This window comes from Paenibacillus vulneris (genome assembly GCF_039543185.1).
GTDB lineage: Bacteria > Bacillota > Bacilli > Paenibacillales > NBRC-103111 > Paenibacillus_S > Paenibacillus_S vulneris.
This window is the reverse complement of record NZ_BAABJG010000006.1, coordinates 309,055-329,804: the sequence shown is the minus strand read 5'-3', so window position 1 is coordinate 329,804 and position 20,750 is coordinate 309,055. Positions and strand designations below refer to the sequence as shown.

The following is a 20,750-nucleotide window of genomic DNA, read 5'->3' as shown; positions in this document are numbered from 1 at the left end:
TATTTTCGAGGCTTATTCAACAACTACGCCCCCCTGCAGCGAGCTATTTTTGTCGTTGTACATGCTGTACAAACCGGCAGGAACCGGATGCTGCCGCGGCATAGTTTTCCTTCTTCCAGGGTAATCTATGCCAGATAAGGAGTGGATTGCTATGCTGGAGCAAATCAAAAAGCTGCTTGGTTCTCCCGCCGATTTGCTGGCACAGACGTTAGATAATGGAGAGGCAAGAATGGAAATGTGCCTGTTCCCCAGTATGACCGATATCAATCATGTGAAGGACATGCTCATGGTTCCTTTCTCTTATCGATACCGTCCCGACGAATTCAGAAGGATGCTGCGGAGCAACCCGTGCTTCAAGCAAGTGGACGACCCCGCCGAATGGACGGCGCTATTGCTGAAAGGCTGTACGCTGTTTGAATACGAGGGACATGTTCATTCGCTGGAGTCGGTCCGGAAGATGCAGGACCAGCCCGAGAACACGGAGGTGGAGGCGTCCCTGCAGGGTCCCCAGTCCGCGTTCACCGAGGATCTGGACATGAATACAAATCTGGTGCGCTTGCGGTATAATTTGCCGACGTTATCGGTGGAGAAGATGGAGAAGGGAGATGACTCGAAGACCAGAATCATGATTTTGTACGATCGGGACAAGGTAGACCACAAACCGTTGAAGGAGCTGTCCCAAAGGCTGGAGGATATCCAGATAAAGCTATTACAGGCGGCCGGTCAGCTCGCGATGTATATGGGCAACTCCCGGTTCAGCATGTTCCCCGTCACGATGCAGACCGAACGGCCCGACCGCGTAGCGCAGTTTCTGTCGAGAGGGAAGATTGCTATTCTGGTCGACGGCAGCCGCTTCGCCATTACGCTTCCGGTACGTTTCTTCGACTTTATGCATGCGATGGACGATGATTACGAGCCGTTCTGGATGGGGAGAGTCATCATTTTGTTCCGTTATGTCGGTATGCTGCTCTCCATGACGCTGCCTGCTCTCTACATCGCCGTATCGGAGTATAATCCGGAATTTTTCCGGGTGCAGCTGGCTTTCTCCATTGATGGCAGCCGGGCGGCAGTACCGTATCCGGCTTTCATTGAGGTCTTCATTATGCTTTTTATGATTGAGGCGCTTATTGAGGCCAGTATCCGTCTTCCCCGATTTGTCGGCTCTACCGCCGCAACCGTAGGAGGTCTTATTCTGGGGCAAGCCGCCCAGCAGGCAGGACTGGTTAGCAGCATCATGATCATAGTGACATCCGTCGTTGCGATCTCTAATTTTGTTATCCCGAGCAGCTCGTTCAGTTACTCCATTCGGGCTTTGAAGTACGTCTTCGTCGTCGCGTCCATCTTTTACGGCATGGTCGGTGTTATTGTGACGATGTTTCTCGTTATTGTCTACTTGTGCCATTTGCGCAGCTTTGGCCAGCCGTATCTATCGATATTTACGACGAATAAAAATCGTTGAATCATAATCGGGGGGATCTATTCTGATCCGTTACTTTTACTATCATTTCATCTATGTCGGGTTCATGAACGTCATGCTGTTTGTGCCGCACATTTTGATTAAAGAGCGGTTTAACGGTGCGGTAATGAGCATCCTGATCGCCATTGTTTGCGGGACAGTGGTCTCCATCGTGACGACCAGCTGCTTTCTGCGGTTCCCAGGCATGGGACTGCCGGAAATTCTTCATCAATATCTTCCACCCGCTGTCGCTATTCCCTTGATTGTCCTCGCGGGCTTGACCTGGATAACGGGAGGCGTTCTTGTCATATACAACTTTACCCGGACGATGGGGATGTTTTTTAATCCGGAGATGAATGAATTTTCATTTTTGCTTCTCATTGTTGCCGCCTGTATTTTTGCCGGCTCCAGATCCTCCAGATCCGTACAGTTTTCCCTCGAGATGCTGCTGCTGCTAGTAGCTCCAATATGCGTATTCATCCTGTACAAGTCGGTTACCGACGATCAGCTCAGCTGGGATGCGATGAGAGTAGTGGCCGGTTATGTGGATCGGGCGCCAACCTTTGAATCGATCGCCGCGGCGTCATTTTTGTTCAGCGGATATTTGAATATTCAACTATTCAATCGTTTAAACACAAAGCCGATTAAATTCAAGTATCGCTGGATCATCCCTGTTTTGGGAACCGGCTTTGCATTTTCCTCGTTCTTTATCCCTATCGGCTTTCACGGAACGATGGCGGCAGAACAGTATATCTTTGTATGGAGCGTGACAGCCGATTCCATGATCATGAAATACGGTTTCATCCAACGGGTGCTGTTCATCTTCTTGGTTATCTTTACGATTCTTTCCTTGATGTTCGTCATGAACACCTTTCATTGCGCCATGGAATTTTTCAAGGGCTGTTCTCCCCGCCATAAACCCAAAGCAGAAGAAATGCCGGTTCCTCTATCCAATTGGATATTATGCACTGTTTTCGGAGGGCTGTCGTTCGTTTATTCCTTGTGGGCCAATGAGCAGAGGAATCAATGGGCAACGGGGTGGTGGCTTATAGCCCGGTTTTGTGTCGAGGTGTTTGCTATGTTCGTCATGATTTTTATCGTATTCTTGGCGAGAAAAAATTCAACCGGGCGCGATACCGCGGAGAGCCGTCCCAAATCATCGTGAACAGAGGAGGCATTCAGCATGATCAGGGCATTCACGGTCTTCCTGCTTTGCCTGCTTCTCGCAGGCTGCGGGATGAAGGATATCGACAAACGCTTCTATGTGGTGGCCATGGGAATCGATTGGAGCGGAAACCCGGAGAAGCCGTTTCGGGTCTCGATCCGGTTGGCCATCACATCGGCAAAGGTAGAAAGCGGGTCGTCCAAGACCCAAATCCAAACCATCGATGCTCCATCGATCGCCGAAGGCGTACGACATTTGAAGTCGTTTGTGGACAAGGAGCTTGATTTCGGCCACTGCCGTATATTTGTGATGGGCAAAACGCTGTTCGATCATAACGATCCCAGCAGCATGAGCTGGTTCGCCCGAAGGCGGGACATTCAAGCGGTCAGCTACGTAGGTGTGGGTGAACCGGATGCCTTGTCCGTGCTCAAAGTTGTGCCGAAATCGGAACGGTACCCTGGCAATGCGCTGACTCTGACCTTCGGCAATGAGGGCTCGGAATCTCCCTATACGGTGACGACGTACTTATTTGATCTGACCCGTCGCCATTTTGAAAGAGGCCTTGATCCGGCGCTTCCTATTATCCGAGGCAAAGAGAGCACCTACGAGATCGATCGTGTCCTGATTATGGGCAAAAGACGGCCTCATCTCATTCTGGACCCGGAAGAAACCATGCTGTTTAATATGACGGCCAAGCAATTTCCGAAGTCCGAGCTCAAGATGCCTTACGGAAAAAAAAGGATTGTCTTAACCGTCAATCAGATTCGATCCAAGATTAATGTTAGCAAAGATGATATTCCGAAAGTCACTTTGAACGTCATGATCACCGGCATTCTGGAGGAAAGCCCTCCCTTTGTTCTGGAGAAGGATTGGCAAGGCATTGAGCGCAAGCTCGGCGAACGCTTCTCCCGTCAAGTCGAGAGGCTGCTCTATAAAATTCGGGATTCCGGAACGGATCCCTATGGCTTCGGGCTTCACTACCTGGCCGCTTACTTCGGTGATGAACAGGATTACAAGCATTGGGAATCGGTGTATCCGCAAGTCAAATTTAAGGTGAACACACGGGTGAAGATCTCGGGACCGGGAGTCGTACGCTAAGGATAGACAACAATACGAGAAAGGATTTGCGAAATAGAATGTCGGACTTTACTCCAGTGATGTTAGAGGAAGAAGCCCCTCCGGCGCATGCGGTTCATTGCCAGAATTGCGAGCTATGCAGCCATCGTCAGCGAGTAATTTGGGGAGAAGGAAACCCTGATGCACCCATTATTGTTTTGCTGGATAACCCGGGGCTGAGGGAGGACCGGGAAGGGAATCCTTTCGTTTGCGGCACCCGGGAGACGCTCCAACGCGGTATGAGAGATGCGGGGCTGGCGCTTGAGATGGTTTATGTCACTTTTCTTTTAAAATGCCGTCCAAAACGGGCCTATAATAAACCGCTCGCGAGGGCGGCTTGTTCTTCTTATTTACAGGAGCAGCTTGAAGCCAAAAAACCAGCCATAATTCTCGGTTTGGGGAACACAGTCGTACAATCTTTATTTCCGGATGAAGAGGCTGACGTAAAAAGCTTTAGAGGAGCCTGGCACAGCTATCAGGGGATCCCGGTTACCTTCTCCTACCATCCCTTGGCTGTAAGGCGAAGACCGGTGCTGATGAAATATTTCGTTGAGGATATTAAGCTGGTCGTTTCTACAATCAAAGAAGAAAAATAAATGATCGGCCTGACCTTGGAAAAAAGACGGTGTACCGGGCTATGGACAAAATAAAGAGGCACCCCTATCGGGCGTGCCTCCGGTTATGAACCCTTAAGATTCAACGATCAGCTTCGATTTCATATTGATATGGCCTTGGCCGCATGGAACCGAGCAAATGATATCATAAGTCCCTTCTTTGTCTGCCTTGAAGGTTTTTGTTTTGGCGCTGCCGTCCAGCTTGACGTTTAAGCCCTTAATCTCAACACCGTGCATGCCCTCTTTATTTTCCAATGTGACGGTAATGTCTTGTCCTTTTTTCACTTTATATTCCGCCTGATCGAACTTGAAGTTCGAAGCGACAAGCTTCAGTTCGTTGGAAGCTCCGGCGGATGCGGAACCCGATGCCGCATTTGAAGTAGGCGCCGGCGCACTAGCCTCCTCTTTTTTACCGCAAGCGGACAATGCCAATACAAGACAGACGGCTACTGCCAACATAATAAGTTTTTTCATCCGTTACCCCTCCATTTTATGGTTGCTCACTGATCATGATACACGAGCGGCGTACCATTTGCAGTGACAAACCGGTGAATAATGGAAGGCAAATTTGCAACAATCAAAGAAAATCAGCCTTGCGGAAATCCGCAGACTGATTTTTGTCCCCTTTTACGGCAAACGCTTGAAGACCTCGCTTGCTACGTGGGGAGAAGCTTACTTTCGATCCCGGGTTCCTTGCTCAAACGGTGTTTTGACCGGAATGAACAAGTCGATAATGCCGATGACCAATGCAGCAAGAATGGCGCCGATAAAGCTCGTTGTAACTCCACTTACAACAAATTGGGCCAGCCAAATGATTACGGCGCTGGTGATGAACCCTACGATCCCTCGACCGAACGGTGTGATCTTTTTGCCGAAGATGCCTTCAATGACCCATGCCGCAATCGCAATGACCAAAGCCAGGAAAAAAGCGCTCCAGAACCCGCCGACCTTAAATGCGGGAACGATGAAGCTGACGAACATCAAGACCAAAGCAGATACGATAAACCTGACGAGATGTCCAAGCAAATGCATCGGCTTTAAACCTCCCTCTCTAGTAGCATTTTGGATCTGACACGGTGAACGGCGTACCTTTGACGATTTTTCTCGCTGCACATAGTATTATGGCCTGTGCCATGGGGTTTATGTAAACCATATTTTAGAATGGCGGAGAGAACGGCTATAGCAGAAAATTAGCTTATCCCCAAGGCATCGGATATAATATAATGAATAGATGGGTAACGGAAAAGAAAGGTAGGATGGAATTGAACAGCAAAATTTTAAAGACATTGGATTACGCCTCCATATTAGATAAATGCACCAATCACGCGGAAACCAGTCTGGGAAAGGAACGCGTGGAGCAGCTGCTTCCGAGCGGAGATTTTGAAGAAGTCAAGCGGCGTTTAAAGGCTACGGACGAAGCGGTTAACGTGAACCGGCTCAAAGGAAGCGCTCCATTCGGTGGCATTCGTGATATCAAGACGGCGGTTCATCGTGCGAGGATCGGCGGTGTGTTGAGCCCTTCGGAGCTGTATGATACTGCCAATACGATCTATGGCGGCCGAAGGCTCAAGCGGTTTTTGAATGAGGTGCATGAGGATTATCCAATTCCTTCTTTGGTCATGCTTACGGAGCAAATAGAGGATCTGAAGCCGACGGAAGACAGAATCAAGCAGTGTATCGACGAGAATGCGCAGGTGGTGGATTCGGCCAGTCCGGAGCTGGCTCGTATCCGTCAGGAGCTGCGAACCAGCGAAACGCGTGCAAGGGATCGTCTGGAGCAGATGGTGCGTACCCCTTCCATCCAAAAGATGCTGCAGGATAACCTCGTTACCATCCGTAACGACCGTTATGTTATTCCTGTGAAGCAGGAGTACCGCGGCCATTTCGGCGGGATGATACACGACCAATCCGCTTCCGGCGCTACGTTGTTCATCGAGCCTGAAGCCGTCGTTCAATTGAATAACCGCGTCCGGGAGCTGAAGCTCAAGGAAGAGACGGAGATTGAGAAAATATTGCGTATGCTGACTGAGCTGGTAGCCGAGTCTGCCGACTTCCTGTTAGGCAATCTCGATGCGCTGGCCGAGCTGGATTTTACTTTCGCCAAAGCAGGGCTGTCCCACGAGATGAAAGCAACGCTGCCGATATTAAATGACCGCGGATTTATAAAGATCAAGCGCGGGCGGCATCCTCTCATTTCTGCGGATAAGGTTGTGCCGCTCGATATCGAGCTTGGGAACCGGTATACAACCATTATTGTAACGGGACCCAATACCGGCGGTAAAACGGTATCGCTCAAGACGATCGGCCTACTGTCCTTAATGGCGATGTCGGGGTTGTTCGTTCCTGCGGAGGAAGGCAGCCAGCTATGTGTCTTCGACGCAATCTATGCCGATATCGGAGATGAGCAATCCATCGAACAAAGCTTGAGTACGTTCTCAAGCCATATGACCAACATCATTCGGATTCTTCGCGATATGACGCCCAAAAGCCTGGTGCTTCTTGACGAGCTGGGTGCGGGTACCGACCCGGCGGAAGGCTCGGCTCTGGCCATATCGCTCCTGGAATATATTCATAAAATGGGCTGCCGCATCGTCGCCACGACCCACTACAGCGAGCTGAAGGCTTATGCCTTCGACCGTCAGGGGATCATTAACGCCAGCATGGAGTTCGATATTCAGACGCTCAGTCCGACGTATCGCCTGCTGGTCGGCGTTCCGGGCCGAAGCAACGCATTCGCCATCGCCCAGCGGCTTGGCCTTGCCAAGTCGATTATCGAGCATGCCCGCGGGCAGGTCGGCGAAGAGGATCAGCGTGTGGAATCGATGATCGCCACGCTGGAAGAAAACCGTTTGACAGCCGAAGCGGAGCGTCAAACGGCCGAACAGCTCCGCCGCGAGGTGGAGAGCCTGCGTGCGAAGCTGGAAGCCCAGCAGCAGCGCTTTGAAGAGCAGCGTGACCGGATGTTCGAGAAAGCGGAGCGCGAAGCTCAGGAGGCTGTCGCCAAAGCCCGGCGCGAGGCGGACGAGATCATCGCCGATCTGCGGCGCATGCAGCGGGAAGCCCATCTGGTGAAGGATCACCAGTTAAGCGACGCCAAGCGCAGATTGGATCAGGCCGTGCCGGAGCTTCGGCAGAAAAAGACGGCGCAGCCTTCCAAGAAGAAGCAGGATAAGCTGGAAGCCGGAGACGAGGTGCTTGTAACCAACCTGCGTCAGAAGGGCCATATCGTTGAAGTGGTCAGCGATACCGAAGCGATGGTACAGCTCGGCATCATGAAGATGAAGGTTCAGCTGGCCGATCTGGAGCTTGTTAAGGCTGCATCCGCCGCGGAGAAGAAACCGCAGCAAGCCGCAGCAAGCCTGAAGCGGACACGGGATGAGAACGCCAGAATGGAGCTGGACCTGCGGGGACTTAATCTGGAGGAATCGCTGATTGAGGTCGACCGTTTTCTGGATGAATCGTATTTGGCCAATTTCGGCCAGGTCTATATTATTCATGGTAAAGGCACCGGAATTTTGCGGACGGGGATTCAGGAGTTTTTGCGCAAGCATAAGCACGTCAAGAGCTATCGTATCGGCAATTATAATGAAGGCGGTACTGGGGTCACCGTAGCCGAGCTGAAGTGACAAATTTTTTTTGCAGCGCGATGAAACTCCGAGCAGGGTTGCCTCGTATGTATAGTGTAAACATCGATGTTACTGTAAGATAAGAACTAAAGCTTTTCCAATACAATAGAACATTCATGGGAGGAATTTGGGTATGGGAATCTTCAAAAGATTGCGTGACTTAACAATGGCTTCGATTAACGATTTGTTAGATAAAGCGGAAGATCCGGTGAAAATGCTGAACCAATTCTTGCGCGACATGGAAGAGGACATCAACGAAGCCGAAGTGGCTGTAGCGAAGCAAATTGCGGTTGAGAAGAAATTCAAGCAGCAATACGAAGAAGCGTTCGAAATGGTGCAAAAGCGTGAAGAGCAGGCTCTGAAGGCTCTGGAGCAAGGCAATGAAGATTTGGCCCGCCGTGCGCTGCAGGATAAGAAAGAGCATCAAACCCGTTATGAAGAAATGAAAAAGCAATACGATATCGCCAAAGGCAATGCAGATCGTCTGCGCGATCAGCTGCAAGAGATGAAAGACGAGTTTACCAAAATGAAAAACAAAAAGGATTTGCTCGTAGCTCGTGCGGAAGCGGCAAAAGCGCAAAAGCAAATCAACCAGGCGATGTCCGGCTTTGGAACGGATAATGCGGCTAAAGGCTTTGATCGTATGTCGGAAAAAGTATTGCAAATGGAAGCGGAGGCGGAAGCAAGCAACGAGCTTCGTTCCAAAAACCGCAGCCTGGATGATGAATTGGATCAATTGGGCAAGAGCGACGGCGTTGACGATGAGCTTGCCGCTTTGAGAGCCAAGCTGGCAGCAAAGAAAGAATCCTAATCCACCCCGAACAATAGTATCGACCAAGCAAGAGACTGCGGCTTCGGCCACAGTCTCTTCAAGCGTTAAAGCCGTTTCATATTCAATCCCGTACCCGAATATGTTTTTCTTATCCGGGGAATTCCCCGAAATGCAACGAAACAATCAGGATTCGCTACTTTTGAGGTTTTGTAGGGAGGTGTCGATACTTGAATGAAGAGGTGGATGTCATGCTAAATAATCCTTATATAGAGACGCTGGCTTTTTTCTCCGTTGCCGTCGTAGCTCTCATTGTGTTCCTTGCCATCTTTGAGCTAGTGACCCGATATAAGGACTGGGAAGAAATCAAGAATGGAAACCTGTCAGTAGCTATGGCTACCGGAGGCAAAATATTCGGGATTTGCAACCTGTTCCGCTTTGCTATTTTAAATAACGATTCCGTGCTCCATTCGCTGATTTGGGCCGGCTACGGCTTTATTTTGCTTCTGGTCGCCTATTTTATATTTGAATTTTTGACGCCATACTTTAAAATAGATGAGCAGATTCAAAAGGATAACAAGGCGGTTGGATTCCTGTCGATGGTGATTTCCATCTCCATGTCGTATGTTATCGGTGCGAGTGTAACTTAAGATGGCAGGGCTAGATCCGGAGGGCATGAAATGAAATATTTATGGGGCAGTTTGCTGGCCCTGGCGCTTGTGTTTTTCGTCTGGGGCACGTATTATTTTATTAAACACGGCTAGTAAGTTGAATCGGAGGAATGTACGGTGCCGCAATCGCATGATCAAGTATGTCCATGGTGCCAAACCGAGATTGTATGGGACCCCGAAATCGGTCCGGAGGAAACCTGTCCGCACTGCTTTAATGAGCTCGGCGATTACCGCAGCATTAATTTGAAGGTAGGGCAGGACGAGCAAGAGGTGGATTTGGACGAAGAGGAAGCTGACGATCCTGAGGATGATGAGGACCTCGAGGAATATGAGGACTACGAGGAGTTTGAAGGGATCGAAGACTACGAGGAAGGCGTACAGCGTGTACTGGACACGCAGGAGGATACGCCGGAATGTCCTGTCTGCCACAGCTTTATGCTGCTAACAGGTACGCAGACCATGCAGCAAGGCTTCGTTCCTGTCATCCCGCCGCGACTGAACCAGCCTTTGGTTAAGGCGGCTCACAGCACGAAGGTCTTCGTCTGCCCTTCCTGCTTCAGAATGGAGCAGGTATTGTCCGAGGAAGACCGTCTGGCGATGATCGAGCTGTTAAAGCAACATGGCCATCAATAAGCTCGGCTCTCAAAAAGGAAATTCCCACTAGGATGGGGATTTCCTTTTTTTTCATTCCCTCATGTTTTTCGTAGAGAGGGGAAGGTTAACAAGGACGTCATAATCCTACATAACAGGTGAGCACAATGCATTCTGGAACCAAACAATTTCCGCACAAATGGGTGCGGAGCAAAGAGCAGCGCACAGGGTGGCGCTACGACGGCGACGAGAGTGAGACTTCCTCCGGGAAAGGAGGCAGGCTGACAGCACAATCCAGGCTGCTTCTGATCGTTCAAGGCTTGGTGGCTGCGGCCAACGCTTTGTCAGGTACGTTTGTCAACGTCTATCTGTGGAAGGCGCGGCAGGACTTTGCTCTTATCGGCTGGTTTACGCTGATTAACCATGTGGCGATGGCTCTGACCTTTTGGCTTGCGGGAAAATGGGTCAAGGAGCATAACAAGATGAACTGTTTACGGGCCGGAGTGGCGGTATCCGCCTTGTTTTATACGCTGGTGCTGTGGTTCGGAACCAACGCGGTTCATTTCTACCTGCTCTTGGGGGTTATTCTCGGGATGGCTTCCGGTTTATTTTGGCTAGCCTTCAACGTAGTATATTTTGAGGTGACGAATCCAGGGAATCGGGATCGTTTTAACGGATGGGCCGGGTTGTTAGGGTCCGGGGCAGGGATGATCGCTCCGTGGATCTCCGGCTTTTTAATCATTCATTTGAAGCAGACGAACGGATATCGCGTGATCTTTACACTGTCTCTTGTCATTTTCGTAATTGGTGTCATATTCAGTTTTTTTCTGAAAAAAAGAAAGTCGCAAGGACATTACGAATGGTTCCTTACTCTGCGCTGTCTGAGTCAAAAGGAGACGCTGTGGCGTACGGTGTCACTCGGCTTGGTAGCTCAAGGCGCAAGGGAAGGCGTGTTTGGTTTCATGATCGGTCTGCTTGTTTATGTTCATACCGGCAATGAGATGAAGCTGGGGAACTTTGCCCTGATTACCTCGGCTGTTTCTTTGGTCAGCTTTATGATTACAGGAAGGCTGCTGAAGCCGAAATACAGGAAGAAAGCGATGCTGATCGGAGCGGTCATGATCGTCCTTGTCATTCTGCCCTTTTTCTGGAAGGTCAATTTTTTGACTTTGCTCATTTTTGGGGCTGGCGTCGGACTTTTTTTTCCGATGTACTCGATTCCTATGACCTCCTCCGTATTTGATTTGATCGGCAAGCATGAGGATAGCGTAAAGCATCGGGAGGAGTATATCGTGATGCGCGAGCTTGCTTTGAATGCGGGCCGGATTACGGGGACGGCCGTTTTTATCGCTGTGGTGGCGATGACTTCCTCTCCTGCCGCGATGAACTTGTTGCTCCTGGGCATCGGCTGCACTCCGATTGCATCCTGGTTTTTCATGCGAAAGGTTCCGATGGATAAACCGGTTAAGGCGTCGTAATCATCCTGCTATGGAGCCTTCCGGCAGTATCCAGGCTGTTGACAAAATAAGGAGCGCCGTTACAATTAGGACGAAGGTGTAGAGCATAGAGCGACGAGTCCTGTGCGGAAAGGAGTGGCTTTAGATGAGCAAAAACAATCGAATGGTCAACAGCGTTACGGAACTTATTGGGGATACGCCGGCGGTACGCTTGAACCGGTTAACGGGAGAGAATGACGCCGAGGTATACGTCAAGCTGGAATATTTCAATCCGAGCGGAAGCGTGAAGGATCGGGCGGCCATGAACCTGATAGCCCAGGCGGAAAAAGACGGGATCTTGAAGCCGGGCGCTACGATTATCGAGCCGACCAGCGGCAATACCGGGATCGGGCTTGCCATGAATGCGGCGGCCAAGGGCTATAAGGCGATCCTGGTCATGCCGGATAACATGACGAAAGAGCGTATTAACATATTGAAGGCGTACGGAGCTCATGTAGAGCTGACCCCTGCCGATCAAAGAATGCCGGGAGCGATCCGCCGCGCGCTGGAGCTTCGGGATGAAATACCGGACAGCTTCATTCCGCAGCAATTCGAAAATCCGGCGAATCCAGATATTCACAGAACGACTACGGCACTGGAAATTATCGAGCAGACGGAGGGCAAGCTGGATGCGTTCGTGGCTTCATCGGGAACGGGAGGCACGATTACCGGGACAGGCGAGGTGCTTCGCGAACGCATTCCGGGCATTCAAATTTATGTCGTCGAGCCTAAAGGCTCCCCGGTATTGTCCGGCGGAAAGCCGGGCCCGCACAAATTGGTAGGAACCAGTCCCGGCTTTGTTCCGGCTATCCTTAATACGGAGGTGTACGACGAGATCGTACAGGTGGCCGATGAGGACGCGCTCCGCACGACCCGGGAGCTTGGCAGCAAGGAAGGGATTCTGGTCGGTCCATCCGCCGGCGCTACGGTGTGGACCGCGCTGCAGGTAGCCAAGAAGCTCGGTAAAGGGAAGCGGGTATTGTGCATAGCTCCGGATACGGGAGAACGGTATTTGAGCATGGGCATCTTTGTTTAAGTAGGGACGAGCACCTCGTGAGAGGTGCTTAAGTTTGTTGAAGAACCTGAGAATCCGAAAAACGGCTATGGTACCCGGTAGGGTATCCCCTTCCGGCTGCTGTTGTTCTCGGAAAACTTGATCATATTGCTTCATAGCAGTGATTTTCCGAGAACAAAGGCGAACGCTATCGCTCCTGCAGGGGACACCCTACCTATCACCTTTTGCATTTTTCTCAAAGATAGGATTCTCAACAACCCGGAGCACCTCGCGAGAGGTGCTTTTTTGTTTTGGTTAGGAACTAGTGGAAGCTCGCTCGGAAGAAGCAGCAAGCCATTCAAAATTAGGCAGGAATAATTGAAAAATAAGTTGAATAAAAATGCATATAGATGTATAATTATAAGTGTAGAACAATACAAGGTAGGATGGTGATTGACTTGATTATAGCATTAGAAAATGAGCCTCCTGCACAAGGACAGTTTGAGCAATTGCTGGCATCCGTCGAGGATCATGCAGCCGATGCGGAACTTCTGTACAAAACGTACTGCCAGAGCCCTTATGTGATCGCCGCTTATGACAAAGGCCGGCTGGTGGGCATCGGAAGAGTGACAGGAGAGTCGGACGGGCAAGGCGGGCTGCAAATTACCGTGCTTGAGGATTACCGCTGCCACGAGATTGAAGCGAACATACGCAGGCTGTTATCGATTCACCGTTAGTAGCATTTTTACAGCAGCCTATTATTTCTTATATAGATTTTATGCAAGCCCGAGGCTATTGTGCCCTGCGGGCTATTTTTGCGTTGAAGGGATGGCATGCAGACTTGGCTCAGCCCAAGCAAGAGCAATTTTATTTTGCAAAAAGCCGCCGGTTGGGTGTAATATGGAGTAATAATTTATCTATCCATGACATGTAAGCGGAAGACAGGTTTTGTCTAACGCAAAACCTGGAAGGAAGCTAATGTAAGGCACAACTCTTGGGAGGGTTAACCACCGATGGAACAGTTTAAAATGCGAATTATTGAGCTGCTTAAGGAAGACGCGAGAAGAACCCCGGCGTTAATAGCAACTATGCTGGGTGCGCCGGAGGCGGAAGTGGCGGAAGCGATCAAGCAATTGGAGGATGCGCACGTCATTATCAAATACGCGCCGATTGTGAACTGGGCGAAGGTGGACAACGAGAAGGTAACCGCATTGATTGAAGTTCAGATCACGCCGGAACGCGGACGCGGCTTCGATGCGATCGCCGAGCGCATTTACTTGTATCCGGAAGTCAAATCCGTATATTTGATGTCCGGAGCCTATGATTTGCTGGTAGAGATCGAAGGGAAAACGCTGAAGGAAGTCGCTTCTTTCGTATCCAATAAGCTGTCGCCGATAGACCGCGTTTTATCGACCAAAACACATTTCATACTTAAAAAATATAAGCAGGACGGCATCACCTTTGAAGATCATGAGGATGACCGCCGTATGTTAATCTCCCCGTGAAGGATGATGAGTGATGATCAAACAACATGAGCCTTCTACAAAGTCGATGTCGGGTTATTTGGCTCCCTTGGTGAGAGAAATCCCCCCATCAGGGATCCGCAAATTTTTTGATCTGGTCAGCGCCAGCAAGGATATCATTTCTCTTGGTGTCGGCGAGCCGGATTTTTGCACGCCTTGGCACGTGCGTGAAGCCTGCGTGTATTCCCTTGAACGCGGCAATACGAAGTATACGCCGAATGCAGGAATGCCAGAGCTAAGGGAAGCGATCGCCGAGTATTTGTACGATTCGTTCCATGTGCCGTACGAGCCTTCTGACGAAATCCTGGTTACGGTGGGCGGCAGTGAAGCCATTGACTTGGCCTTGCGTGCCTTGATCGTCCCGGGGGATGAAGTACTTGTTCCGGAGCCTTGCTATATTTCCTATTCTCCGATTACGAAGATCGGCGGGGGGATTCCTGTCGGGATCGAGACGTTCGCGAAGGATAATTTCAAGCTGACTCCCGAAGCCTTGAAGGCGAGCATTACATCTAAGTCTAAAGTACTGATTCTGTGCTATCCGAGCAACCCGACAGGCGGTATCATGACGTACGAGGATTGGCTCCCGATTGCAAAAATTGTTGAGGAAAACGACCTTATTGTCATTTCCGACGAAATCTATGCAGAATTGACTTACGAGCAGAAGCATGTCAGCTTCGCTTCCTTGCCGGGCATGAAGGACCGCACCATCCTGGTCAGCGGCTTCTCCAAAGCTTTCGCGATGACCGGCTGGAGGATGGGCTATGCTTGCGGACATAGGGATTTAATTTCAGCGATGCTCAAAATTCACCAATACACCGTCATGTGCGCACCTGCTATGGGGCAAGTCGCAGCTCTCGAGGCTTTGAAAAACGGTATGGATGAAAAGGACCGCATGGTAGAGTCCTATAACCAACGGCGCCGGCTTGTCGTTCAAGGCTTCCGGGACATCGGGCTCGAGTGCCATGAGCCGCAGGGAGCGTTCTATGCCTTCCCTTCGATTGCCTCTACAGGGCTAAGCTCGGAAGAGTTTGCCCAGCGTTTGCTCCTTGAAGCGAAGGTCGCTGCGGTGCCGGGATATGTGTTCGGCTTGGGCGGAGAAGGCTTCGTGCGCTGCTCCTACGCGACTTCCGTCAATCAATTGCTGGAAGCGATCGAAAGGATCGGAAATTTTATACGTAAATTATAGTTTCGACAAAAGTAGTCATTTCCATCCCCGACAAAAACTGTTATCTTTAATAGTATAGAAGTTTCATATCCTTTGGGGTTATGGGACTTCCGAATCTAAAGATATGCCAGGGGGGGATGAAGAATGGCTTTTCCGGAATATCAGCTTAGGCATTACCCGCAAATTGGTTGGATTCGAGAGAATAATCAGCAAGCCAAGTGGTTTTTTGGGAAAAAGAAGCGGTCATCTTCTGACGTATCTTTGGAAGAAGAGATTTATAGGTTGCGTCAGGAGCTCGAACGACTGGTTCAGAGCGAGCAATGCTTGACCTCACCGGAAGTTGTGAAGATCAGCATGATCCTGGACAAAAAGATAAATGAGTATATGAATCGAAATAAGAGGAGCCGGTAACGGTTCCTTTTTTTACATTTCAGCCTGCGGCCATCTCCTTTTTTATCTCTAGTTTTGAAAGAAACGAGACATTTATGATATGATTGGGGGTAACAGCAATCCAAGAAAGCGCATCTATAAGGAGAGGGAACATGAAAGGGAAATTCATGCTCATCATCATGCTGCTGCTGGTGCTAGCCGGCTGCGGCGGGGGACCCAAGGCTGATGTATTGATTTTTATGACAGGCCCCAATGGAATTCCGAACGAAGTGGGAGATAAGCTGCAGGCTGCGCTGCAAACGAAGCTTGGCGAAGCTCCGACCGTAAAGATTCAGACCACGCCGATGTTTTCTATGGATAAATTGGTCGTTGAAATTGCGGCGGGAGATAACAGCATCATTATTGTGCCGACGGAGCAGTTTAAAACGATAGGCCAGCAGGGCGGCTATGTCAGTCTGGATGATGTGGCGAAGCAGGAGGATTTTCCCGGAGGCGTTCTGGAGCTCCCGGTAGATTCCAAGGATAAGAATGCAGCGCCGAAGAAAGAGAAGCATTTGTACGGTATTCCTTTGGAACAAACCAAATGGTTTACAGAGCTTAATCTGAATGGCAAAGATTTGGTAGCCTTCATTCCGGCCAATGCCAAAAATCTGGAAAAGGGCTTACAGGTGATGAAGGTCATCGCGCAAAAATAGACCTAATGGACGTTCCTGCTGCATAGGCAGGTCTGACTTTAATTTCATAGAGTTATCCGACTAGGTGCCTGTCTGCTTAACAAGCCGGCAGGTTAAAAGGGAAGCCGGTGTGAATCCGGAGCGGTCCCGCCACTGTATTTTGGAGGGAGAGTCTCATAATGCCACTGTTCTGAACCGGAATGGGAAGGCGAGGCCTCCGTACAACTCCATAAGCCAGGAAACCTGCCTAATCGGGAATAGACCGGGCCTTTCGAGGAAAAAGGAGCGTCGCTTGCACGCGCTGCGTTCAGAATAACGGACAGCGTCTGCAATCGCATGCCCTCTGCTTCCTAATTGCAGCGATCAGGATCAGAGGGTTTTTGACGTGCATGCAAACCGGGACATGGAACAGGAACGATACAATGGGATGGAAGGACAAAGGAGGTACCACAATGTGGAGTGAAATGAAACGAAGCGGCGGAAAAAAATGGCTGGCGGCTGTGCTGGGTCTGGCGCTTGTGTTCAGCGCAGCCGGCTGCGCGCCGAAGGAGACGAAGCCCTCGGGCACGGCAGATCTGAAGGAGCCGGCTAAAGCGAGCAGCGGAGAACAGACAAGCCCTCCAGCCGCGAACGCAAAGGCTACAGTATATCCGTTGAAAGTGAAGGATGCAACAGGCAAGGAGTTTACCTTTGAAAAGGCGCCGGCCAAGATTGTGTCGGTGTCTCCCAGCGAGACGGAGACTCTGTTCGCTCTGGGCTTGGGCGACAAAGTCGTCGGCGTATCCGACTTTTGCGATTATCCGGAGGAAGCGAAGAAAAAGCCTAAGATGGGCAGCATCGTGAAGCCGAATGAGGAAGCGCTGATTGCGGCTAACGCGGATGTCGTGCTATCGGGCGTATCGCTCAAAACAGCAGCCGTCGAGCAGCTCAGAGGCTTGAATGTGAACGTGTTTAAGGTAGAGCCCAAGACGATTGACGACGTCATGAACAATATTTTGAAATTCGGGCAAATTTTTGACAAGCAGGAGCAGGCGGAGAAGCTGGTAGCTTCTATGAAGGCGGATCGTCAGAAGGTTACGGATGCCGTCAAGGATCTGAAGCCGGAGCAAAAGAAAAGGGTGCTCATGGAATTTTCTCCGGGCTGGACGGTAGGGAAGGGAGAATTCATGGACGAGCTGATCAACTTGGCTGGCGGTATTAATGTTTCTTCCGACATTACCGGGTACGCGAAGCTGAATGAAGAAAAGGTGATCGCGGATAATCCTCAAGTGATTTTGTACCCGAAAAATCTGATCGATGAAAATTCCAAGAAGTCCATGGATCAAATCATTAGAGAGCGGACTAGCTGGGCTAATGTCGATGCGATCAAAAACAACAAGCTGGCGGGGTTGGATAAGGACTCGATCAGCCGTCCGGGACCGCGGATTACAGCAGCGCTGGTAGATGTAGCCAAAGGCATTTATCCGGAATTGGTGAAATAAAATGAAGCGGAAGCTAATGGCATGGGGAGGAGCGGGAGTGCTGCTCCTTCTTCTTTCCGTGACGATCAGTTTATCCATCGGTACGGTTCATGTGCCGCTCCTGCATGTATGGGGCATTCTGGCGCATCATCTGCCCGGAATCGGAGGCTCGGTTCCCGTGGACTGGCAGCCGGCCTCCGAGCAGATTATTTGGCGCGTCCGGCTGCCCCGCGTACTGCTGGGTGTGCTGGTCGGCGCTTCCTTGGGCATTGCGGGTGCGGCCTTCCAGGGTGTGCTGCGCAATCCGCTGGCGGACCCCTATACGTTGGGGGTTTCTTCTGGCGCCTCGGTCGGCGCTGCTTTCCTGATCTTGTTCGGGCTGCAGTTTGCCCTGCTGGGCTCGGCAACTGTTCCGGTTGTCGCATTCATTACAGGAGCGCTATCCTTGATCACTGTGATTATGCTCGCAAGAACGGGCGGCAAGATACGGATGGAAGCCCTGATTTTATCCGGGGTCGTCATGCAGGCCTTTCTCGGGGCCTTCGTCTCGTTTATGGTCGCGATGTCCAAGCAGGTTATTAATGAAATTGTGTTTTGGCTGATGGGCAGCCTGGCGCTTCGGGGCTGGATGTATTCGCTTGTGCTGCTGCCCTACTTGGCGATCGGCGTCATGATCCTGTTCGGCTATGGAAGAGCGATGAATTTATTCGCTTTGGGCGAGCAGCAGGCGGCCTATCTGGGTATAAGGGTCGAGCGAACGAAGCTTATTGTGCTGGCGGCTGCAACGCTGATTACGGCGGCGGCCGTGTCGGTCTCCGGGGTCGTAGGCTTTGTCGGCCTGATCGTGCCGCATTTGCTGCGGCTGATCGTAGGGCCGGACTATCGGCTGCTGCTGCCTCTTTCCCTTATCGGGGGAGCAATCTACGTACTGTGGGCGGATACGCTTGCCCGTACGGTCCTGAGTCCGACGGAAATTCCGCTCGGAGTGGTAACCGCGTTCATGGGGGCTCCGTTTTTTGCCTATTTATTAAAAAGAAGCAAGCGATTGTCGAACGAATAATTTACGATGCCAAGATGTTGAAGGGAAGGGGGCTGCAGGAAATGAACAGTGAGGAAGCTCATGCAGATGAGAAAGTTATTGCCGTGGAGGGTGTGGGATTAGCGTATTCCTCGAGGCAGGTGCTCGATAAGGTGAGCTTTTCGGTATCCTCGGGCGAATGCTTCGGCATCATCGGTCCGAACGGCAGCGGCAAGTCGACGCTGCTGAAGCTGATCTCCGGCGTAGAGAAGCCTTCTGCAGGCCGGGTCCTTCTGAACGGCAAAGAGGCATGCGAATACCCGCGCAAGCAGCTGGCCCGATGGGCGGCCGTGCTCCAGCAGGATGCCCTTCCCCCGCTTGGCTTTACCGTGCGCGAGGTCATTGCGATGGGCCGCTATCCGTTTCAAAACTGGCTCGGCGATGAAGCCGGGGCTGTGGACTCGGAGCGGCTAATCGATGATATCCTCGAGCGGCTGGAGCTGCGACAGCTGGAGCACCGCAGCATCGACGCATTGAGCGGCGGCGAGCGGCAGCGCGTCGCGCTCGGTAAGGTGATGGCGCAGCAGCCGAAGCTTCTGCTGCTGGACGAGCCGACCACGTATCTGGATATTGGCTATCAGGTCCAGATGATGGATTGGATTCGCTCCTGGCAGCAGGAATCAGGTCTTACCGTTATCGCCGTGCTGCACGAATTGAATTTGGCCGCGCAATATTGCGGCAGGCTGTTATTGCTGCAAAACGGCCGTATAGCAGGGATCGGCGAACCGGAGGAGGTTCTCCGAAGCGAGCTGCTGGAGCGGGTATACCGTACACAGCCAATCGTGCTTAAGCATCCGGTTACCGGCGTACCGCAAATTCTTTTGCAGAGCGGGGCCGATTCATAGCAGGTTAAAAGATATAGGAACCAGATTTGGGAGGGACACGAACGATGTACAATAGAGATTGGCTGAACCGGGCGGTGTCAGAGATAACGCCTCTGGATCAGGAGGCGATGGAGGCGGCAGAACGCCATCTGGACCAGCTGACCAAGCCTCCGGGCAGCTTGGGCAAGCTGGAGGAAGTGGCACGTCAGCTGGCCGGTATTAGCGGCCAAGTTGTGCCTGAGCTGGGGAAGAAAGCCGTCATTGTGATGGCGGCGGACCACGGCGTATGTGAGGAAGGCGTTAGTGCGTTCCCGGCTGAGGTGACTCCGCAAATGGTGATGAATTTCCTGAACGGCGGAGCGGCGGTTAATGTGCTGTCAAGGCATACGGGCGCGGACGTCGTCTGTGTCGATATCGGGGTGAATGCGGATTTGGAGCATCCCGGGCTAGTTTCGAGAAGTGTTCGCAAGGGCACTCGCAATATGGCGAAGGAAGCGGCAATGACCGAAGAAGAGGCCATTCAGGCGATAGTTACCGGCATGGACCTGGTCAAGGAGCTGGCAGGTCAGGGTTACACCCTGTTTGCGACAGGTGAGATGGGGATTGGCAATACGACGGCCAGCTCAGCGCTATTAGCGGTATTAAGCGGAACCGATGTCGGCGTTACGGTTGGCCGTGGGACCGGAATCGACGATCAGAAGCTGCTGCATAAGCAGGCCGTCATTGAACGGGCGATTGCCGTCAATCAGCCCGATCCGGCAGACCCGATCGATGTGCTTGCCAAGGTAGGCGGCTTGGAAATCGCCGGGTTGACCGGCGTCATTCTCGGAGCGGCGATGCATCGCAGGCCGATTGTGATCGACGGCTTCATCTCCTCGGCGGCCGCCTTGGCAGCAAGCCGTATCGCTCCGCTTAGCGCGTCATACATGATCGCTTCGCACTTATCGCAGGAGCAAGGACATGCGCGCTTGCTCGAAGCGGTGGGCTTGTCCCCTATGCTGCGCATGGATATGAGGCTTGGCGAGGGCACGGGAGCCGTGCTGGCTTTTCCGCTTATTGAAGCGTCGGTGAAAATCATGAAGGAGATGGCTTCCTTCGCCTCGGCAGGCATCTCTACCTCCAATAATTAATGGAAAGG

The 20,750-nt window shown here is 51.4% G+C and carries 21 protein-coding genes and 1 riboswitch; of the genes, 19 read left to right on the top strand and 2 right to left on the bottom strand.

All coding sequences use genetic code 11. The features are described 5' to 3' along the window. Positions 1-151: 151 nt before the first annotated feature. From ABEA66_RS06855 to ABEA66_RS06840, 4 genes are all read left to right on the top strand, one after another. Positions 152-1,459: a spore germination protein gene (locus tag ABEA66_RS06855; RefSeq protein ID WP_179135815.1), complete on the top strand. Its 1,308-nt coding sequence runs from the start codon at positions 152-154 to the stop codon at positions 1,457-1,459. Positions 1,460-1,532: 73 nt separating this feature from the next. Beyond that, positions 1,533-2,621 (top strand): hypothetical protein, encoded by a 1,089-nt coding sequence (locus tag ABEA66_RS06850; protein ID WP_345586993.1) that lies wholly within the window; start codon positions 1,533-1,535, stop codon positions 2,619-2,621. A gap of 18 nt (positions 2,622-2,639) precedes the next feature. After that, positions 2,640-3,719: a Ger(x)C family spore germination protein gene (locus tag ABEA66_RS06845; RefSeq protein ID WP_345586992.1), complete on the top strand. Its 1,080-nt coding sequence runs from the start codon at positions 2,640-2,642 to the stop codon at positions 3,717-3,719. Between the two features lie 38 nt (positions 3,720-3,757). After that, positions 3,758-4,333, top strand: coding sequence for a uracil-DNA glycosylase (locus tag ABEA66_RS06840; RefSeq protein WP_345586991.1), 576 nt, complete (start codon positions 3,758-3,760; stop codon positions 4,331-4,333). Positions 4,334-4,426: 93 nt separating this feature from the next. Here ABEA66_RS06840 and ABEA66_RS06835 read toward each other — a convergent pair whose 3' ends face one another. After that, positions 4,427-4,825, bottom strand: coding sequence for a cupredoxin domain-containing protein (locus ABEA66_RS06835; protein ID WP_345586990.1), 399 nt, complete (start codon positions 4,823-4,825; stop codon positions 4,427-4,429). A 198-nt stretch (positions 4,826-5,023) separates the two neighbouring features. Then, positions 5,024-5,383 carry a phage holin family protein gene (locus tag ABEA66_RS06830; protein ID WP_079908136.1) on the bottom strand — a complete coding sequence of 120 codons (360 nt, stop codon included), beginning with the start codon at positions 5,381-5,383 and terminating at the stop codon, positions 5,024-5,026. Between the two features lie 230 nt (positions 5,384-5,613). On the opposite strand from ABEA66_RS06830, the gene ABEA66_RS06825 reads away from it, so the two are divergent. From ABEA66_RS06825 to cobT, 15 genes are all read left to right on the top strand, one after another. Beyond that, on the top strand, positions 5,614-7,977 hold the full coding sequence (locus ABEA66_RS06825; RefSeq protein WP_345586989.1) for an endonuclease MutS2: 2,364 nt from the start codon (positions 5,614-5,616) through the stop codon (positions 7,975-7,977). 133 nt (positions 7,978-8,110) lie between these two features. After that, positions 8,111-8,788, top strand: coding sequence for a PspA/IM30 family protein (locus ABEA66_RS06820; RefSeq protein ID WP_192701275.1), 678 nt, complete (start codon positions 8,111-8,113; stop codon positions 8,786-8,788). A 209-nt stretch (positions 8,789-8,997) separates the two neighbouring features. Continuing rightward, positions 8,998-9,396: a DUF350 domain-containing protein gene (locus tag ABEA66_RS06815; RefSeq protein WP_377739962.1), complete on the top strand. Its 399-nt coding sequence runs from the start codon at positions 8,998-9,000 to the stop codon at positions 9,394-9,396. Between the two features lie 138 nt (positions 9,397-9,534). Beyond that, on the top strand, positions 9,535-10,050 hold the full coding sequence (locus ABEA66_RS06810) for a hypothetical protein (RefSeq protein ID WP_345586988.1): 516 nt from the start codon (positions 9,535-9,537) through the stop codon (positions 10,048-10,050). A gap of 125 nt (positions 10,051-10,175) precedes the next feature. Beyond that, positions 10,176-11,486 (top strand): MFS transporter, encoded by a 1,311-nt coding sequence (locus ABEA66_RS06805; protein WP_345586987.1) that lies wholly within the window; start codon positions 10,176-10,178, stop codon positions 11,484-11,486. A 124-nt stretch (positions 11,487-11,610) separates the two neighbouring features. Continuing rightward, complete coding sequence (gene cysK / locus ABEA66_RS06800) at positions 11,611-12,540, top strand: cysteine synthase A (protein ID WP_345586986.1); 930 nt, start codon at positions 11,611-11,613, stop codon at positions 12,538-12,540. A 416-nt stretch (positions 12,541-12,956) separates the two neighbouring features. Then, complete coding sequence (locus ABEA66_RS06795; protein WP_079908143.1) at positions 12,957-13,235, top strand: hypothetical protein; 279 nt, start codon at positions 12,957-12,959, stop codon at positions 13,233-13,235. A gap of 276 nt (positions 13,236-13,511) precedes the next feature. After that, complete coding sequence (locus ABEA66_RS06790) at positions 13,512-14,003, top strand: Lrp/AsnC family transcriptional regulator (protein WP_079908144.1); 492 nt, start codon at positions 13,512-13,514, stop codon at positions 14,001-14,003. 13 nt (positions 14,004-14,016) lie between these two features. Next, positions 14,017-15,207 (top strand): aminotransferase class I/II-fold pyridoxal phosphate-dependent enzyme, encoded by a 1,191-nt coding sequence (locus ABEA66_RS06785; RefSeq protein WP_345586985.1) that lies wholly within the window; start codon positions 14,017-14,019, stop codon positions 15,205-15,207. A 123-nt stretch (positions 15,208-15,330) separates the two neighbouring features. Next, the gene (locus tag ABEA66_RS06780) at positions 15,331-15,597 is read left to right on the top strand and encodes an aspartyl-phosphate phosphatase Spo0E family protein (RefSeq protein WP_079908146.1); all 267 of its coding nucleotides are present in this window, start codon (positions 15,331-15,333) and stop codon (positions 15,595-15,597) included. 131 nt (positions 15,598-15,728) lie between these two features. Continuing rightward, the gene (locus ABEA66_RS06775) at positions 15,729-16,271 is read left to right on the top strand and encodes a hypothetical protein (RefSeq protein WP_079908147.1); all 543 of its coding nucleotides are present in this window, start codon (positions 15,729-15,731) and stop codon (positions 16,269-16,271) included. Between the two features lie 45 nt (positions 16,272-16,316). Next, positions 16,317-16,515, top strand: a riboswitch (cobalamin riboswitch). Positions 16,516-16,702: 187 nt separating this feature from the next. Continuing rightward, a complete protein-coding gene (locus ABEA66_RS06770; protein WP_345586984.1) occupies positions 16,703-17,731 on the top strand; it encodes an ABC transporter substrate-binding protein in 1,029 nt (342 codons plus the stop codon). 1 nt (position 17,732) lies between these two features. Further along, a complete protein-coding gene (locus tag ABEA66_RS06765) occupies positions 17,733-18,770 on the top strand; it encodes a FecCD family ABC transporter permease (protein ID WP_079908149.1) in 1,038 nt (345 codons plus the stop codon). A 41-nt stretch (positions 18,771-18,811) separates the two neighbouring features. Then, complete coding sequence (locus tag ABEA66_RS06760; protein WP_345586983.1) at positions 18,812-19,633, top strand: ABC transporter ATP-binding protein; 822 nt, start codon at positions 18,812-18,814, stop codon at positions 19,631-19,633. 44 nt (positions 19,634-19,677) lie between these two features. Continuing rightward, positions 19,678-20,742 carry a nicotinate-nucleotide--dimethylbenzimidazole phosphoribosyltransferase gene (gene cobT / locus ABEA66_RS06755; protein WP_345586982.1) on the top strand — a complete coding sequence of 355 codons (1,065 nt, stop codon included), beginning with the start codon at positions 19,678-19,680 and terminating at the stop codon, positions 20,740-20,742. Positions 20,743-20,750: the final 8 nt, after the last annotated feature.

Bases quoted from the DNA above. Each gene is read 5' to 3' on its own strand.
- ABEA66_RS06855 (WP_179135815.1), top strand. From the start codon at position 152: ATGCTGGAGCAAATCAAAAAGCTGCTTGGTTCTCCCGCCGATTTGCTG.
- ABEA66_RS06850 (WP_345586993.1), top strand. From the start codon at position 1,533: ATGCTGTTTGTGCCGCACATTTTGATTAAAGAGCGGTTTAACGGTGCG.
- ABEA66_RS06845 (WP_345586992.1), top strand. From the start codon at position 2,640: ATGATCAGGGCATTCACGGTCTTCCTGCTTTGCCTGCTTCTCGCAGGC.
- ABEA66_RS06840 (WP_345586991.1), top strand. From the start codon at position 3,758: ATGTCGGACTTTACTCCAGTGATGTTAGAGGAAGAAGCCCCTCCGGCG.
- ABEA66_RS06835 (WP_345586990.1), bottom strand. From the start codon at position 4,825: ATGAAAAAACTTATTATGTTGGCAGTAGCCGTCTGTCTTGTATTGGCA.
- ABEA66_RS06830 (WP_079908136.1), bottom strand. From the start codon at position 5,383: ATGCATTTGCTTGGACATCTCGTCAGGTTTATCGTATCTGCTTTGGTC.
- ABEA66_RS06820 (WP_192701275.1), top strand. From the start codon at position 8,111: ATGGGAATCTTCAAAAGATTGCGTGACTTAACAATGGCTTCGATTAAC.
- ABEA66_RS06815 (WP_377739962.1), top strand. From the start codon at position 8,998: ATGCTAAATAATCCTTATATAGAGACGCTGGCTTTTTTCTCCGTTGCC.
- ABEA66_RS06805 (WP_345586987.1), top strand. From the start codon at position 10,176: ATGCATTCTGGAACCAAACAATTTCCGCACAAATGGGTGCGGAGCAAA.
- cysK (WP_345586986.1), top strand. From the start codon at position 11,611: ATGAGCAAAAACAATCGAATGGTCAACAGCGTTACGGAACTTATTGGG.
- ABEA66_RS06790 (WP_079908144.1), top strand. From the start codon at position 13,512: ATGGAACAGTTTAAAATGCGAATTATTGAGCTGCTTAAGGAAGACGCG.
- ABEA66_RS06785 (WP_345586985.1), top strand. From the start codon at position 14,017: ATGATCAAACAACATGAGCCTTCTACAAAGTCGATGTCGGGTTATTTG.
- ABEA66_RS06780 (WP_079908146.1), top strand. From the start codon at position 15,331: ATGGCTTTTCCGGAATATCAGCTTAGGCATTACCCGCAAATTGGTTGG.
- ABEA66_RS06775 (WP_079908147.1), top strand. From the start codon at position 15,729: ATGAAAGGGAAATTCATGCTCATCATCATGCTGCTGCTGGTGCTAGCC.
- ABEA66_RS06770 (WP_345586984.1), top strand. From the start codon at position 16,703: ATGTGGAGTGAAATGAAACGAAGCGGCGGAAAAAAATGGCTGGCGGCT.
- ABEA66_RS06765 (WP_079908149.1), top strand. From the start codon at position 17,733: ATGAAGCGGAAGCTAATGGCATGGGGAGGAGCGGGAGTGCTGCTCCTT.
- ABEA66_RS06760 (WP_345586983.1), top strand. From the start codon at position 18,812: ATGAACAGTGAGGAAGCTCATGCAGATGAGAAAGTTATTGCCGTGGAG.
- cobT (WP_345586982.1), top strand. From the start codon at position 19,678: ATGTACAATAGAGATTGGCTGAACCGGGCGGTGTCAGAGATAACGCCT.